The sequence below is a fragment of the Gammaproteobacteria bacterium genome (assembly GCA_029881255.1).
Classification (GTDB): Bacteria; Pseudomonadota; Gammaproteobacteria; order S012-40; family S012-40; genus JAOUMY01.
On the sequence record JAOUMY010000006.1, the window covers coordinates 217,080 to 232,825 of the forward strand.

The 15,746-nt window shown below is 46.8% G+C and carries 14 protein-coding genes; 7 read left to right on the top strand and 7 right to left on the bottom strand.

What is annotated here, in order from left to right:
- The first annotated feature begins 298 nt into the window (after positions 1-298).
- Positions 299-1,717, top strand: a complete 1,419-nt coding sequence (locus OEZ43_13550) for a pectinacetylesterase family protein (protein MDH5546614.1) — start codon at positions 299-301, stop codon at positions 1,715-1,717.
- A gap of 138 nt (positions 1,718-1,855) precedes the next feature.
- Positions 1,856-2,254 carry a hypothetical protein gene (locus tag OEZ43_13555; GenBank protein MDH5546615.1) on the top strand — a complete coding sequence of 133 codons (399 nt, stop codon included), beginning with the start codon at positions 1,856-1,858 and terminating at the stop codon, positions 2,252-2,254.
- Between the two features lie 11 nt (positions 2,255-2,265).
- On the opposite strand, the gene OEZ43_13560 is transcribed toward OEZ43_13555, so the two are convergent.
- Positions 2,266-3,006 (bottom strand): response regulator, encoded by a 741-nt coding sequence (locus tag OEZ43_13560; protein MDH5546616.1) that lies wholly within the window; start codon positions 3,004-3,006, stop codon positions 2,266-2,268.
- Between the two features lie 255 nt (positions 3,007-3,261).
- Between OEZ43_13560 and OEZ43_13565 the strand changes: the two genes are divergently transcribed.
- Entirely contained in the window at positions 3,262-3,714 is a 453-nt protein-coding gene (locus OEZ43_13565) for a thioesterase family protein (GenBank protein MDH5546617.1), read from the top strand.
- Positions 3,715-3,831: 117 nt separating this feature from the next.
- Here the strand turns inward: OEZ43_13565 and OEZ43_13570 are convergent, their stop codons facing one another.
- The 3 genes from OEZ43_13570 to OEZ43_13580 are packed head-to-tail and all read right to left on the bottom strand — an operon-like array spanning position 3,832 to position 7,329.
- A complete protein-coding gene (locus OEZ43_13570; protein ID MDH5546618.1) occupies positions 3,832-4,263 on the bottom strand; it encodes a DUF2141 domain-containing protein in 432 nt (143 codons plus the stop codon).
- A complete protein-coding gene (locus OEZ43_13575) occupies positions 4,256-6,619 on the bottom strand; it encodes an ABC transporter permease (GenBank protein MDH5546619.1) in 2,364 nt (787 codons plus the stop codon). The genes OEZ43_13570 and OEZ43_13575 overlap by 8 nt, the downstream gene beginning before the upstream one ends.
- Positions 6,619-7,329, bottom strand: a complete 711-nt coding sequence (locus OEZ43_13580; protein ID MDH5546620.1) for an ABC transporter ATP-binding protein — start codon at positions 7,327-7,329, stop codon at positions 6,619-6,621. Before OEZ43_13580 ends, OEZ43_13575 begins: the two co-directional genes overlap by 1 nt.
- A gap of 238 nt (positions 7,330-7,567) precedes the next feature.
- Between OEZ43_13580 and OEZ43_13585 the strand changes: the two genes are divergently transcribed.
- Both OEZ43_13585 and OEZ43_13590 read left to right on the top strand, forming a co-directional pair.
- Positions 7,568-8,104, top strand: a complete 537-nt coding sequence (locus tag OEZ43_13585) for a PadR family transcriptional regulator (protein MDH5546621.1) — start codon at positions 7,568-7,570, stop codon at positions 8,102-8,104.
- Between the two features lie 133 nt (positions 8,105-8,237).
- Positions 8,238-9,743, top strand: coding sequence for a methyl-accepting chemotaxis protein (locus OEZ43_13590; protein MDH5546622.1), 1,506 nt, complete (start codon positions 8,238-8,240; stop codon positions 9,741-9,743).
- A gap of 9 nt (positions 9,744-9,752) precedes the next feature.
- Here the strand turns inward: OEZ43_13590 and OEZ43_13595 are convergent, their stop codons facing one another.
- Together OEZ43_13595 and OEZ43_13600 are read right to left on the bottom strand one after the other, a co-directional pair.
- Positions 9,753-11,774 (bottom strand): ATP-binding protein, encoded by a 2,022-nt coding sequence (locus OEZ43_13595; protein MDH5546623.1) that lies wholly within the window; start codon positions 11,772-11,774, stop codon positions 9,753-9,755.
- Positions 11,775-11,777: 3 nt separating this feature from the next.
- On the bottom strand, positions 11,778-12,611 hold the full coding sequence (locus tag OEZ43_13600; GenBank protein ID MDH5546624.1) for a phosphate ABC transporter substrate-binding protein: 834 nt from the start codon (positions 12,609-12,611) through the stop codon (positions 11,778-11,780).
- Positions 12,612-12,815: 204 nt separating this feature from the next.
- Here OEZ43_13600 and OEZ43_13605 point away from each other — a divergent pair, with 204 nt between their 5' ends.
- Positions 12,816-14,051 (top strand): hypothetical protein, encoded by a 1,236-nt coding sequence (locus tag OEZ43_13605; protein ID MDH5546625.1) that lies wholly within the window; start codon positions 12,816-12,818, stop codon positions 14,049-14,051.
- A gap of 41 nt (positions 14,052-14,092) precedes the next feature.
- Here the strand turns inward: OEZ43_13605 and OEZ43_13610 are convergent, their stop codons facing one another.
- Complete coding sequence (locus OEZ43_13610; protein MDH5546626.1) at positions 14,093-14,557, bottom strand: hypothetical protein; 465 nt, start codon at positions 14,555-14,557, stop codon at positions 14,093-14,095.
- A 348-nt stretch (positions 14,558-14,905) separates the two neighbouring features.
- Between OEZ43_13610 and OEZ43_13615 the strand changes: the two genes are divergently transcribed.
- Positions 14,906-15,448: a hypothetical protein gene (locus tag OEZ43_13615; protein MDH5546627.1), complete on the top strand. Its 543-nt coding sequence runs from the start codon at positions 14,906-14,908 to the stop codon at positions 15,446-15,448.
- Positions 15,449-15,746: the final 298 nt, after the last annotated feature.

Here is a 15,746-nt window from a genome sequence, read left to right on the forward strand (position 1 = left end):
CGCCGCAACAGTACATGCGTAATTTTTCCTTTATTCAATTTTTACATAAGATCAATTGCTCGCCTTTTCGACTATCCGTCTACTTGACAACACCATATAAAAAACCACTTTCCTATCTATAGATAAATCCATATCTACGCTTAATAAAATTTTTTTTGTTCACTATCCGATCCTGGTAATACCACCTTACGACATTTCTTATGTCAGTAAATGATTTTATCTTCTCTCCACTGCGACAAAATGCTATTGTGATCGCGCTACGCTTCATGATGGACCAACGTTTTAAAAAGGAGAAAATATGTATTTTCGTCGTTTTTTTGCAACACTACTTCTTGTTTTTTTTGCCGCGCCTATACTGGCGCATGCTGATCGGCACCAAAATTCTGGACCTGCGCAACTCGGTCAATGGCAAAAAATTATTCCCGACACTGAAATGCACGTTGTTGACGGTAACGGAAATGAACGACTGATTACGCCCAGCTGTTCCGGCGCGCTTGAAGTCACTGGTTTCGGGCCCAGTGGTCCGATCATTACACCATCCGACAAAACCTACGCATTTTATTATCGTCCGGGAAGTTCTGAAGAAACCTTGGTATATTTCGATGGCGGCGGTGCATGCTGGAACGAAGAAACCTGTGCCAGTTCTCTGCTACCCGGCCTGACTGGTGGAAAAGTCCCTTCTTCTTTTTTAGGCAAGCTGGTGGAATCTAGCAGTCCTGAAAACCTTGGTGGTATTTTTGATTTTTCTCGTAACGACAATCCCTTCAAAAATCATAGCATCATATTCGTTCCGTTTTGCACGGGGGACATTTTCTGGGGATCAAATACCGCAATATATAAAAACACCAGTCTCACGCTGCTACAAGCAGACGGAACGCCTGTTACTCTTCCTATTGGAGACATGGTAATCGAACATCGTGGCTTTGATAACTTTCTCGCCGTCAGAGAATGGATGAAAACAAGCCTGCTAAATTCACTTGATGAATCCGTTAAGCTTACCGTAGCCGGTTCAAGCGCAGGCGCCTACGGTGCGCTGTTGGCATTTCCGTATCTGAAGCAATTACTGCCAAATTCGCGTGCCCATCTTTTGTCTGATGGTGGCAATGGCGTCATACTCGACAAATTCATCCAGGATGTCTTTCAAAGCGATATCTCCCCATGGCAGGCACGCGCCAACTTTCCCAATTGGCTACCTGCTTTTGAGGCGGCAACGTTTGGTGACCCAGACTTATTTATCGTCACTATCAACACCGCTATAGCGATGCAGTATCCACGAGACCGGTTCGCGCAATTCACCACTGCCTGGGATGCCGTACAGATCCTGTTCTACAACATCATGAAGAGTGAATACACGGTTCCCAATAATGGGTTCTATGGCTGGTTCAATGTCAATGCGCAAACTGCTGGTGAGTGGAATCTACGTATGCAAGCGGGCGCAGGCGCCACATCCGCGGCAGCAAACTATCGCTTTCACATCACGCCCGGCTGCGTACACACCGCGCTACGCTTCACAGATGAGTTTTATAGCCAGACTACCGGACTTACTCCACTCAATGACTGGATCAAAAACATGATCAGTAATCGCGGCAACGCCTGGCAGTCTGAATCTTGTGATGGTGCCGACTGCAAACCGCCAGTTTACATCGACGAGACTGGTAATATTCGAGTAGACCAGGACATGGTAAACGCCTGCCTGGTCAAATCCTTTGGCAGCTAGTCGCTTCTGATTTTACACGACCAGCCCTCAACACCTGTTGAGGGCTTTTTTCACTCGTAAACATTTGTGTACTCGTGCGGCAAGACTTAGCCGCTGTGTTATGCTTGCGCTTCACATGGCAAAATGGGACATCCCGGAATGCGCTACGTTTTGGAAACGGTTCCAAACTTTTCTTTTAGTCTGTTGAGTATCAGTGGAACAATTCAGCCAGACGACTTGACGTCGATGCTAAAGGAACTATGGACAGATGAGAGGTATCGTCAGTTATCCCATGTCGCCTGGGAGTTTGTAGATATCGAGTCTGAATATTTCCAGGACGATATTTTCAGACTCTTCGAGTATGTGCGCGACCACAAACAACAACGAGGACCACACACAATCGCCATTGTAGCACCACAAGATACCGAATTCGGCCAGTCACGTATGTTTTCCACATTATGCGATGGAAGAGGGCTAAAAATCGGCGTCTTCAGAGAATTTGTCGCCGCAGCCGCCTGGCTACAACAACAGATTGCGTTTGACGAAACGACTGTTTGACATAACGTCGGTCAGTGCCACTGGCTATTGTCTGGTTGCTCAATCTTAAAACGCTCAATAAACTGCTTTAGCAGAACCTTTACTTGATGCTCTACCGGTTGAAAGAGAAAGGCCGCTTTTATCGAAGTGCCATCTCTGTGTACTTCTTGCCGAATAAGTTTTCCACGCAATACAATTTTTTGGTTATCCATACTGAATGATATGCTGGCCTGATCATATATTGTGCCGCCATTTTTAAACACATTACTTTTCAACTGGCAGCCATTTTCAGAGATATCCATAAATTCGCCGGTATAACTAATACCTTTAAAGTTAATCATAACCTCAGTCTTTTCCGTAACCACCAGGCGTTCAGCGCCACGCCTTTCGACATTGGTAAAAATCTTTGATAGCTTGGTCTCCAGCGTCTGGCCGTTAAAGGGTTTGATCAGATACTCACTAACCCCCGCCTGTATCGCCATCATAATCGACTGTTTGTCATTACGCGTCGTCACCATAATAAAGGGGATGTCTTTGAATTGTTCATGCTGTTTAAGCTGCGTCAAAAAGGCAAAACCCGAAACAGACGGCATTTCCCAATCGCACAATATCAAATCCACTTTCTGACGGTTTTGCAAAACGTTAAGCGCCGCGGCTGCCGACCCTTCTTGCAATACATTCGAAAACCCCATTTGGGTATTTAGAAGTTTCGCGATATATTTTCGTATAGCACCAGCATCATCCACCACAAGTGCTGTCATCGTATCGTACATAGTAGCCTCTCGATCCCACTCTGGAATTAATCTTATATTTCTGAGCTAATTAGATTGTTATTGTTGCGGAATTAGTTCTTTTTGGCTATAGCACCAAAAAGGAACTGTGATGAGACTTGCACTATTTTTGTCTATGAGTCGGTTGACACTCACAGGCTTAACATGCCTCAAAATAGCGACTATCCGTTCGCTAACTGTGATTGCATACGCCGATATGTTAATTTAAATCTTTTCTTTCACCAGCGAGGTCAGTATATGCAAGAGTTTAAAACAACTTTTGAAGTACGTTGGGCCGACATTGACGCCAATCGACATATGCGTCATTCGGCTTATTACGATTACGCCGCACATTTGCGTGTACAGATCCTGGAAGCAATAGGTATGGATGTCGATACTTTGTCAAAGCTTCATATCGGCCCCATTCTTTTTCGCGAGGAAGCCGTGTTCAAACGCGAACTCGGCATGAGTGAAAAAATCTCGGTCAATGTCATGCTCAAGCGCTCTCGCCACGACGGTTCACGGTGGACATTTGTGCATGAGATTACGCGCGAAGACGGCAATTTGGCCGCAACAATCAGCGTAGACGGCGCCTGGATCGACATTCAAAAACGCAAAATCGTCGGCCTTCCCGAGGAATTTCTTGCCGCGTTGAAAGACCTACCCAAAACCGGCGATTTCGCCTATGAAGAAGATGAAAAGAAACCTTGACCTTTGCCGTACGTCAGGCACCAAATTGTCTGCATAAGTAAACAACACAAAGATCTAAGTGCCCATGGCAATATCGCCATAGGCGCTTTCTAATTATTGAACGCCATAACTTTGTATTTAAAACGATTGCAGCATCACGTCAAACTGAACTGTCTCTTCACCAAGGGTAAACATCACGTCTTCAAAATCCGGTGGTATTATCCTGACCTGGTAGTTGCGTATAAAACCAAAACTCTCCTCGGGAAAACCGATCCAGCTGTGATCCATAATTTCGTTATTGTTACGATCATGAAAGACAAACGCTGCGTATCTTCCCGGCGGAATATCTGTTAGCAGCAGATCCGCATGATTCTCCTGTATAGACGCCTCCGTCCGAATACTGATCTTGTCGATTTGCTTGGGAAAGTGTGTTTTTTCAGCTTCGTGAAACAAGGCCACTCTCACCTTTCCTTGCTCTCCGTCGATGCCGGAAACACGAATGCGTATTTCCGCCGCGGAAATATTGGACGACACCAGTAACAGAAAACACCAAGCGAGTAATTTATTCATATGCCAGGGCCTCACGTGTAGAAATGCGAATCGCGTTACGTGATGGCAGATGACTGGCGAACCAGCAGAAAAACACCGTCGTCACGACGGTTATCGCTACCCCGGCAGGACTGATACTCAAGGGAAGGTCTGCGCCGCCCATGATGAGATCACCCCAGAATCGCGCACCCAATTGACTCAGGGGCCAGGACAATATCAATCCCAAAGCCACTCCAATCATTCCCAGCAACATACCTTCGCTTACAAAGAGTCGATAAATATGTCCAGGTGTTGCGCCGATGGCGCGTAACACACCTATCTCACGGGTGCGTTCCAGCACGTTAATCCCCATTACCGATGCCATGCCTAAGGCACTTACGCTCAACACCATTAAGGCGAACACTACAAAGCTCATCAATATAATATTGAGGTGATCGTAGAGTATCTTGACCCGTTGCTGCTGCGACTCCACATCGAGCACCGGCAGTGCAGAGTCGGCAACGATTTTTTCTATCGCAGTCTTGAGCTGTATCACGCTCGCATAGCGACGATCTTGCGCGGCAAACATCAAGCTATTGACGAGATGCTCAGGATTGAACATCGCATCGTATTGTTGTTGGTCTATATAAAACTTGGTGGTATCGAATTCTTCTACCAGACCGACTAAGGTCAGCGAAATCGTTTTTCCGCCAATACCAAGACTCAACTGCGTGTCCATGTCCGGGAAACCGTAATCCTTCCATGCCTGGGTATTCATCACCAGTTCCTGCGCAGCGCCGCTCAACCATCTACCCTGTAGCATATCCGGTCGGCGCAATTGAGTATCAAACGGCAATGCGGTAATACCAATGCCATTTCCGGCCGTGAATATCTCGGACTGCAAAACGCCCTTTCCGCCACTCCAGGCTTCGATACGTTTGACGCCTTCAACATCTTCAAACAGCGGCAATAATTTTTCGCGACTTACCGGTGCCTTGAGTACCAGTTTGACGTCGTAGCGCATGCTATCGCTAGTCTGTTGCAACATTTCAAATAGCGAATGTCGAACATTGAACCCGGCATCAAACATCGCCACGCCAAACGCCATGCTCACTAAGGTGACAATTAATCGGCTCTTTCTGCGCATGCTATTGCGAACCGCAAACACGATGCTACCAGGTAAGTACGATGTGATAGACGACGCACTTCTGATTTTTTGCATGGAAGCATCCAGACCATATTCTCCGATACCTTGCTTCACTGACATCGCAGTACCACGAATAATCGTCGATAGAGAAAAGAGCAGCGGCAATAACAGAGCCGCAGCGATCAAAACCAGATAGACCTCAAACGGTAATTGGGTTGTCAGTATCTCGAAATTCAATTGCAACGCCGTGCCATAGGCCAGACCATATCCTGACGCAATCGCCAGTGGAATGCCGATAGCGCCAGACAACACACCTAATGACACAACCATTAACAGATAAATCACAAACACCTGAGAACGTCGGCCACCGATCGCCTTTAACACTGCAATCTGTCGCAATTGCTTAGACAATAGCGAGGCCATCAATTGCGACACCAACACCGCCGCCATCACAAAGGCCAGAAAACCGATACTGCCCTGTAACAACAACAAACTATCGAGCTGCCATTGATGTGGGTGGGCATTGAAATTTGGCGTTGATACGATGCGTAACTTCTTGCCCTGTCGCGCCATTGCTTCGCGCAACTGCGTTACGGCAACTGCGACATCGTCTTTCGAACCAACATTACGAAAGCGCACTATCATACGTTGATATGGCGACTCTCCGGTAAACTGACGATAGGTGTCGCTATGCATATAGCCAAAGATAAAATGATCCTGCGTAGCAGGTGGCTGAGCGGGATCGAAGGCGATGCCGCTGACGGCAATCTCATGCGTCGAGTTATTCATTCGTACTCTCGGCGCAGACCCCACTTTGATATTGGAAATCAGCCGGCCATTGCGTTCGATCAACATGCTTCCCGCTGCGGGTATTTGCTCGCCTTCCTGGTGGTAAACATGGGCAAGAGCGGTATGAGAAAAGTCATACAGTCCATATAGTCTCAGCGGCACCCATAAATCCGGTTGTATCTCAATGCGGTGCACTGAGTATTCGCGAAACTCGGCGGCGTCAACATAGGAAAGCGCATTCACCCACGACGCGTCACCCGCTACGAAATCATCTGAAACGAGAACAACATGTGGCGGTGCCGTCTCCAGGAAATTTTTCGGCATGTCCTGCGATAGCACCGTATAGGAAACCAGAATTGCACCTACGCCCCAAATTCCGATCACCAGTGCAAATACCACCAGTGCGAATCGCCCAGGCTCATAACGAATATCGCTAATCGCTTTTTTTAATAACATATTCATTAGCCGACCTCCTTTAAGCCATACTCCTGCTTCAGGTCTTCCGTCACCTGACCATCGTGTAGGCGAACAACACGCGAAAACCTGTCCAGCGACGACTGTTCATGGGTTACCACAATGACGGTCTTGCCCTCATTCACCAGCGTTTCAAATAACGACATAATGTCATTCGCCGTCGTACTGTCGAGATTGCCCGTCGGTTCGTCGGCGACGAGAACAGGAGAATTATTGGCGAGTGCGCGAGCTATTGCCGCACGTTGCTGCTCACCACCAGACAATGCTGCCGGAAGCTTTTGTGCGTGCTGCGCAATCCCAACCCGCGTCAATAATTGCGTGATACGCGCTGCACGTTGGCTTTTTGGAATCACATTAACAAACTCCATTGCCAGGGCCAGATTCTCGGCAATCGTCAGGGTAGGAATGAGTTGGAAGAATTGAAACACGATCCCAATATTACTCCCCCGCCAGGCCGCCAGTTGGCTCTCATTCATGCGGTGTATATCACCGCTATTGACCTTCACCACGCCCTCGGACGGATGATCAATACCAGTAAACATGTTCAACAGCGTCGATTTGCCGCTCCCAGAGCGCCCAACGATGGCTACAAATTCACCTGCGCCGATCTCCAGCGAGATCTCCCGCAAGGCATGAAATCGTCCCGCAGCGGCGTCATACCAACGGGATACCTGTTGTAGTTGAATCAGTTTTTTCATTGCTGCCTCCTGGATAGGGATATCGTTTCAGTCGTTATGGTGGGCAGAGCCTACAGATCCAGAGCAGGCCTCCGCTATACCGTATAGCTGCTATACAGTATAGTGTTATCGCGTATAGTTAGTAAACCTTGAGGGGAAAATTTTATGTAGCATGCCTATAATGCTCCGGGTTCTGTCCCGACAACGGCCATGCGACAAATTTAGACAGCTGATATAACACGCGGATAAACAACTACTTATGTCTACTATTGATTTGATTGTGCTGGGCATTTTGCTCAGAGAAGCGCAAAACGCCTATGAAGTGGTGCGCTTCATCCGTGAAAAAGAGGTGCATCGCGTACTCAAAATAAGCGAACCGGCGGTCTTCAAAAGTTGCCGACGTCTGGCTGAGGGCGGATACCTGGATGGTCAGACCATTCGTAGCGAAGGCGTGCCCGATAAGGTGGTTTATGCGGTTAATGCCAAGGGGGAGCAATATTTTTCCGAACTGATGAAGCATTTCGCTGCGAACTTCAAACCCTTTTATCTCGACTTTAATACGGTATTGTGGAATATCGATCAGTTAAAAGAAGAAGATGCGCTCAATTCCTTACGAACACTTCAGGAACAACTACACGAGGCATATCTCTGGGTTAGCAAACACGACGAAGAAGTCAGAAGTTTTCTGCCGTTTGGACCAAGACAAATCGTAAAACAATACACCATGACAATCGGTGCGCTAAAACAATGGATTGATGAAGCAGTTGAGGACTATTCACATAAAAATACGCGCTAATTGTAAATTGTTGCGACTGATTCCCATATTTATTACACCCAACGCCCGAACTCACTAAAGTTTCCACACCGCATCTCGCTATCCCTTCTATATATAGACGTACAAAACAAATGTTTTAGTCGGGAATAACACCATGAATATGTCAAACTTAACGGTGGGCAAGCGCTTGATGATAGGGTTTAGTGTTCTCGCCCTAATCTTTATCATTTCTATCGGTATTACACTCCAAGCGAGCAACCACGTAACAGATTCCGTCGAGCAGATCATAACTGAACAGTTTCCCTATGCCTTGGTCGCCGATGATATCGCGATAAATATTGTTCAAGTCCAGCAGTGGCTGACGGACGTGTCCGCTACACACAATCCCGACGGATATAAGGACGCCGAAGAAGCCGCGGACAACGTTAAAAAGGGAATTGAAAAATTTCGTGCGCTGTTTGAATCGCACAAAGATAAAGTCGCGTTGGAAAATCTTAATCAACTAGATACGGCCTTTGATGCCTTTTATAAAACGGGTATACGCATGGCCGAAGCATATTTGACTAAAGGTATAGAAGCCGGCAATGTGGTAATGGAAGATTTTGACGTGACTTCCGAGCGCCTGACAGAAAAAGCCATAACTCTCAAATCAGCACAAATGCAGGCCGCCCACGGGGTACTGGAAGATTCTTTATCCTCCGCAAACAGACTCGAAACACTACAATATTTACTCGGTACCTTCGCCGTGTTGTTTTGCCTTGTAATTGCTGGCGTGATTACCCGTAGCGTTACGACACCTTTAAAAACCATGCTCGACGCGACGATTGAGCTGCGTGAAGGCGATGGTGATTTAACGCGGCGACTACCAGACTTTGGGAAAAACGAACTCGGCGATGTTTCTGTCGCAATGAACGGATTCATCGAAAAAATACAAGACGTCATGCTGCGCGTAAATGAGACGGCTGAAAGAATTGCCGACTGCGCCGCCCAGGGTAAAGATACCTCTGGAGAACTGAGCTCTGCCGCTTCACGTCAGGCCGCCAGCCTGGAGGAAACCGGTGCGACGCTCACACAAATGGCAGCATCTATCAATGCCAACTCGGATAACGCCAAACGCACGGATGAAGTCGCCTCTACCGTGGCAACCGAGGCCAAAGCAGGTGGGGATGCTGTTGCTAGAACATCAGAGGCGATGAACGTTATAGCTGAAAAAATCGACCTCATTCAAGACATCGCTTACAAAACCAATTTGCTTGCCTTGAACGCCGCCATAGAAGCCGCTCGCGCAGGTGACCATGGTAAGGGTTTCGCCGTGGTCGCTGATGAAGTACGCAAACTCGCCGAACGCAGCCAACATGCAGCGCAAGAAATAACGGAACTGACGGTAAGCAGCGTGCAAATTGCATCCGAAGCAGGAACACTGCTCGCGAAAATCGTCCCCGCCATAGAAGAAACTGCCACGCTTGTGCGCGAGATAACCGCTTCTTCTAAAGAGCAATCTTCCGGTGTCAATCAGGTCTCAGATGTAATAACAGATCTCGACAAAGTCGCACAGGCGACAGCAAGCGCATCAGAACAATTGGCAGCTAGCTCAGGTATGTTAAATTCACAGGCAATCGAACTATCCACCATTCTTTCGTACTTCCGTCTGAGCAATTAGGATGGCTTGCTAGCGGTTTGAATCGAGAGCAAGCACCGAAGCAATGGTTTCGCGGAATTCCTTGATTTGAAGTGGCTTACTGATGTGTAAATAGAACCCGGCCTGCCGGCTTTTTTCTACATCGGATGGCAGGGCATTGGCGCTAACTGCAATCACCGGAACTTTATCCGAGAGCAAGCCCTTTTCTATAAGCATTTCGTGTAACTCGTATCCACTCATCTCAGGCAAATTGAGATCCAATAACAACAGATCGACGGAATTGTTCTCCAGCCACGCAGCGGCCTGACTGGGGCTCATCACTGAGTGAAACGATATGCCACTAAAAATAGATAGCGCTTTCTTAACAATAAGGGTGTTGACAGCATTGTCCTCAACGTAAAGAACCTTGCATTCTCTTCCGGCTAGTTTTCCTGGAGACTCACTTTCCGAATTCATTGGTTTTACCCCTTCCTCAGTCGCGCAACCGCTACCATTACGCCTTAAAGACACTGTGAATATACTGCCTCTACCGGGTTCACTGGATACCGAGATTTCACCCTGCATGAGCGTCACCAGACTCCTGGTAATACTTAAGCCTATTCCCACACCTTCACCGTCAGTCACATTCTTACCTTGAACAAATGGCTTAAATATCTCTTCCAAAAACGACGCGTCTATACCCACGCCAGTATCAACAACCTCGATAGAAACAGTTCCCGTTGTCCTGGTCGTAAGACGTATGTACACGCGCCCATCCACCTGGTTATAACGAATGGCATTATTCAGGAGATTGACGATCACTTGTTTTAATCTCAACTCATCCGCTTCCACGCAGACATCGCGTTCAGCTATCTCATTAACCACCGTAATACCGTGTTTCTTTGCCGTAGCCTGGGTAAGCTTGATACTCTCCTGCACAACGCGATCTACGCAAACAGACCGCAGTTTTATTTTCAACTGCCCGTTTTCGATCCGCGACAAATCCAAAATGTCATTTATCAGCGACAAGAGATAATGTCCCGCGCGATGTATATCCTTTACACCTTGGCGTTGATCAGTGCTAAGACCACTATCCTCTTCCAGTATTTCACTCAATCCCAATATGGCGTTAAGCGGCGTGCGTAGTTCATGACTCATGTTTGAAAGAAATACTGATTTGGCTTTCTCTGATTCTTCCGCGCGGTTTTTGGCGCGTTCCATCAAAATTTTGGATAGCGTAACATTATGTATGTTGTCCAACATATTATTGATGGCAAAAGCCAGTTTACCGAATTCGTCTTTTCGGTTTTCCTCCATACGGCTGTTTCGGTTAAATGCCTGCTCGTCCATGCCACCTAAAAACGCAAGTACACGAGAAAGCGGTTTAAATACTTTTTTATCCAAAATACGTTTTAATATTAGCGTAGAAAGCAAGATACTCAGAAATGAAGCAAAATGAAAAAATAGAGGCGCGCTGATACTTTTCTTTATTTGTTCCGCTTCCTGTATATAGGCTAAACCAATTTGAGAGACGAGATCATCGAACTTATCATTAAACTCCTGCTGCCCCAACTTGAGTCGATGCAAGTCTGAATCACTTACATTAGCGCCTTCTGACAGGCGAGCCGCAATCGCCAGATTTTCCTTCAGATACACCCTGTAGTCATTACGAATCAACAATAGAATGTCGCGTATATTCTTTTCGGCTCGACTACTACCTTCGTCGTCGCTTCCAGTAGTCAACATGATTGCGCGGCGATCATCCATTAAAGAAAATAGTTCGTCACTTAGTTCATAGAACTTATTTCCTTCGGCCGCCGCCAGTAGCAAAAGATTTTCGTCTCGTAACACAGCCGCCTGCAGAGCGTGGCGCTGGGTTGCGTTAACTGTCTCACGAACATCAAATACATTTTGCTGGGCACGCGCGGATTTTTCCAACGTATTGGCTATCGCCAAATCCAACTCTTGCGAGGAGTACCAGTCTAAGACGCCCATAGCGGCGATATACGATAGCAAAAACAGAAAGGATACATCGATGACGGTTTTGATACTGTAGTCTCTAAAAGGCAGCATGGACTACTCCACCGGAATATAGTTTTTATTGAGGATAATATCTCGTGCACGCGGCGACAGCATAAATCGAATAAATTGTGTTACCGCTTTATCCTCGACATGATTCTTTTTCACCACCAGATTTAACTGTCGTAGAACTGGAAACTTACGTAGCTTGACGTTTTCAGAAGTTGCGGCAATACCATCGACGGGTAGGGCCTTAACTTTCAAGCCCACATTTTGCGCCCGCTCAATCGCTCCTATAGACGCATAACCAATGGCATCAGGTTCAATTCCGACCAGCGCCAGTACTTCTGCGTTTGCGCCTACCAGTGTCGCCGATTCCGCGAGCGAGTTTATCGAAAAAGCGTTATCAAATATCTCCCGCGTCGATCGACCTTTTTCCTTGGAGATAAGTACTATGCTTTTTTGTACTGGACCACCAAAGAGCGACCAATCGATAGCGTCTCCAGTAAAAATTGCCTTTATATTTTGCCGTGAAATCTGCGTAACCGGATTATTGGCATGTATAACGACAGCCACCCCATCATAACCCAGAGTAAAAGCCGTTAACTCCCCTTCTTCTTTCGCGGTTAACGCCCTCGAGACCATTCCAATATTTGATTCGCCTGCAATAGTGTCACGAATACCTTTTCCACTGCCCCCGCCAACGACATGAAAATCGATTCCCGTTTCCTGCTCGAAGACACGCGCTGCCGCCTGTATCATTGGCAACACAGTGCTCGACCCTGATATGCGGCGATCTCCGGCATTTGCCGTCACCCCCCCAAACGAAGTGATGGAAAATATTAGCCAGAACATTAGGGTAATAGTGGTCTTTTTGCGAATGATCATCATACGATAAAATTATTTCTTAGAATCACTATCGGCACTTATCGAACAAAGTTTTACCTTACATATCTCATATTGTTTGTATGAATAAGGCGATTGAGTTCTATGCCAGCGCAGTTCACTGGTTTGCGTTCACACCATTGCTCGACTACATTTTTGTTATAAGGCCAACGCAGCGCCGGTATAACAATGATCTAATGTGGGGAACATATGAAAGGACGCACTTTCGCAGGCTTTGCCGTGGCCGCTATTCTGTTTGCATGTGGTGAGCCTCTTCCTATTTACTCAATTCATTCATCCTTGCAGGCAAGTTTTGTACGCACGCCAATGACGCCGTTGGTGGTTCGGTTGAATGAGCTGACAGATGATCAACGTCAGGATGTCATACCGATTAGCGGTACTAAAGGCGTGGTATTCAACGATCCTAAAGGTGAATACGATCTCAATGTCGCACGCATCAATAAACGCGCGCGCGTACAAGGTCGAGTCACAACGCTTACTTCGGGAGTATCGCTATTAACACAACGAATCTACTATACCGCTGGCTCCATTGCCCGCTACAACCTGTATGAGTATGATCTGACAACTGGCATGCGTAGCAAACGCATTCAATACAGCGGGCCAGGCGTGGACACAATCTGGTTTAACGAAGACGATGACATCAAGGAGTATGTTGTTTACAACGCCACTATAAACGCTATTAACGTACACATGGCGCGTTATAGTGGCCCTGGCGTGGATACTCTCTGGTTTACCGAAGATGACGACGTTCGATACTATATGGCGGACCTCTTAGACGCCACAGGTGCCGTTGTCGCTATGGCGCAATTTAACAGCGCTGGCGCAGACACCACCTGGTTTAGCGCCGATGATGAAATCGGCTCGGCGGAAATGGAAATGATTGATGCCGATGGCGATATGCGTTGGATGGAATTCGTCGACGCCGGTACCGACATGGATTGGAGTACGCTTGATGACAATACCGTTGGCAGCTTTGCCATGGTAATGCTTAATGTCGATGGATTGCCCGAGCGCCATAACTTTTTTGCCGACACCGGTGCAGACGCCACGCCTTTTACACCCGACGATACCGTCGCTTACTACCACGATTTTACTTACAACGCCCTCGGCGATCGTGAAACAGAAATACTGTTTTCCGCGCCGGGTGACGATATGCTGTGGCATACCGCCGATGATGTTATTGATAATTGCGAGGCGTTTAGTTATACCGCAGACAATAATCTCGATCAGGAAATACGTACGCTTGCTGGTGTCGACCTCACATGTTTTACCGCCGACGATCAAACCATACGCTACGACGCGCATATTTATGATGTTACGAATCACCTGACCGGTGAAAATCGTTATGACGATGCAGGAGTAGACGTGACATGGTTTACCGACGACGATGTCCTTGGGCGAGAAAGCATTTACACCCCGCAATAAACAGGGCATGCCGTTTTAATACGACATGCCCATACGGAAGACTAGCGACGTTGGTGTTTGCCACCGATTTTTGATTCAAAAGAGAACAACATACCGGTGCGCGGTACGGTAATCATTTCATAGGGCTGCTCGGCTACTAAACAGTAGATCGGCCCTTCCGGCGTCTTGATCCGACTTTCAACTTTCAGATAACTACCTTTGTCTTCCACTTCTTCCGTGGCAACGGCGTATCCACACGACGCGACTTGCCCCAGGAATTGCGCAATGACGACTTCGTTGTCGAAATCGACTTTAGGTGCCACCACCTCCTCGACGCTATTAGCCGTATGCATTTTCCACAAATGTTCCCAATGCATCGGACTATCAACAACCATAGTCATCTGGTGATTAATGGCGCTTTGACCACCTGCACTGAGGACATAAAACGGCACTTCATCATCGGCGAAACTGTTAGTTGAAATCAACGACATTAAAAAAAGACCTGTAATACCCAATGACTTTTTCATCTGCACTCCTCCATAAGTTAGTTGGATGAAACCATTCCTGGCCACTACATGATGAACCTATTTAAACAGGCTCTCAATCAGAATTTTTTTATTGGATATAAAGACGATATTGTTATGTATTCTACTCAGATGGTTTACGATATGTCCTTTCAGAAAAATCGACAGGTAGAAACGTCGCGACTTCCACCCGGGTAGAAAATTGAGAAACCTTTTAACTAATTACTTAAACCCGCTTTTGGGAAAAGCTAGATTCTTCATGTAATGTTATCGAACGCTAACTTTTCACCCGATTGAAATCGTGAGTACAAAGCGCCAGCATTCATACCAAAACTTTTTCCAGGGAACATCATGACCAGCCCCAAGTTACTCGACACCTATATGCCGGTTTATCAATTTTGTGAGTATCACGCTATTGCTATTGCTTGCGATAAAGCTACCGCATATCAGGCAATACGTACGTTAGATTTTTCAGACTCGTTGACCATACGCCTGCTGTTCTTATTGCGTGGCATGCCGACATCAGATATGCGACTACTGGGTTTTCTCCAGAAGGTAAATTTTACCTTGATGCGTGAATTGCCTGATCAGGAACTATTGATTGGCTTTAAAGCGCGTTATATGCCGGAAATAGTCGTCGATGTTGACGGTTTTCCTCTGGACGAAAGCTGCCCGATAAAAATGACATGGAATTTTCTAGTAGCTGAAGCAGAAGATGGTCGAGTCATCGTTAGCACCGAAACTCGCGCCTGGTGTCGGAGCCGTATGACACGCATGACTTTTTGGCCGTACTGGATATTAGTCAGGCCGTTTAGTGGTTTAATCAGAAGAATCATGTTACGTAAGATACGGCAATCCGCGCAATCAAACAGACAAGACACGCAGCCCTGCTAGTTCCCTATGAATGATGTTTGCAGCAGTGGGCAAACAAGGCAAAATCAAAAGAGTAAGCGCAGTTTACAATCAGAAATTGCGTAGTTCGTATTTTTTTTAATGTTGTCATCGCTAGTCAGCGACGATACGTAGAGTACACCTGGTATTTAGGCCTCTTCCAATTCCTTACGCTTGCCGACATGCGCATGGCTGTGATCGTGATCGTGATCGTGATCGTGATCGTGATCGTGATCGTGATCGTGATCGTGATCGTGATCGTGATCGTGATCGTGATCGTGATCGTGATCGTGATGATGAT

Bases quoted from the DNA above. Each gene is read 5' to 3' on its own strand.
- OEZ43_13550 (MDH5546614.1), top strand. From the start codon at position 299: ATGTATTTTCGTCGTTTTTTTGCAACACTACTTCTTGTTTTTTTTGCC.
- OEZ43_13555 (MDH5546615.1), top strand. From the start codon at position 1,856: ATGCGCTACGTTTTGGAAACGGTTCCAAACTTTTCTTTTAGTCTGTTG.
- OEZ43_13560 (MDH5546616.1), bottom strand. From the start codon at position 3,006: ATGTACGATACGATGACAGCACTTGTGGTGGATGATGCTGGTGCTATA.
- OEZ43_13565 (MDH5546617.1), top strand. From the start codon at position 3,262: ATGCAAGAGTTTAAAACAACTTTTGAAGTACGTTGGGCCGACATTGAC.
- OEZ43_13570 (MDH5546618.1), bottom strand. From the start codon at position 4,263: ATGAATAAATTACTCGCTTGGTGTTTTCTGTTACTGGTGTCGTCCAAT.
- OEZ43_13575 (MDH5546619.1), bottom strand. From the start codon at position 6,619: ATGAATATGTTATTAAAAAAAGCGATTAGCGATATTCGTTATGAGCCT.
- OEZ43_13580 (MDH5546620.1), bottom strand. From the start codon at position 7,329: ATGAAAAAACTGATTCAACTACAACAGGTATCCCGTTGGTATGACGCC.
- OEZ43_13585 (MDH5546621.1), top strand. From the start codon at position 7,568: ATGTCTACTATTGATTTGATTGTGCTGGGCATTTTGCTCAGAGAAGCG.
- OEZ43_13590 (MDH5546622.1), top strand. From the start codon at position 8,238: ATGAATATGTCAAACTTAACGGTGGGCAAGCGCTTGATGATAGGGTTT.
- OEZ43_13595 (MDH5546623.1), bottom strand. From the start codon at position 11,774: ATGCTGCCTTTTAGAGACTACAGTATCAAAACCGTCATCGATGTATCC.
- OEZ43_13600 (MDH5546624.1), bottom strand. From the start codon at position 12,611: ATGATGATCATTCGCAAAAAGACCACTATTACCCTAATGTTCTGGCTA.
- OEZ43_13605 (MDH5546625.1), top strand. From the start codon at position 12,816: ATGAAAGGACGCACTTTCGCAGGCTTTGCCGTGGCCGCTATTCTGTTT.
- OEZ43_13610 (MDH5546626.1), bottom strand. From the start codon at position 14,557: ATGAAAAAGTCATTGGGTATTACAGGTCTTTTTTTAATGTCGTTGATT.
- OEZ43_13615 (MDH5546627.1), top strand. From the start codon at position 14,906: ATGACCAGCCCCAAGTTACTCGACACCTATATGCCGGTTTATCAATTT.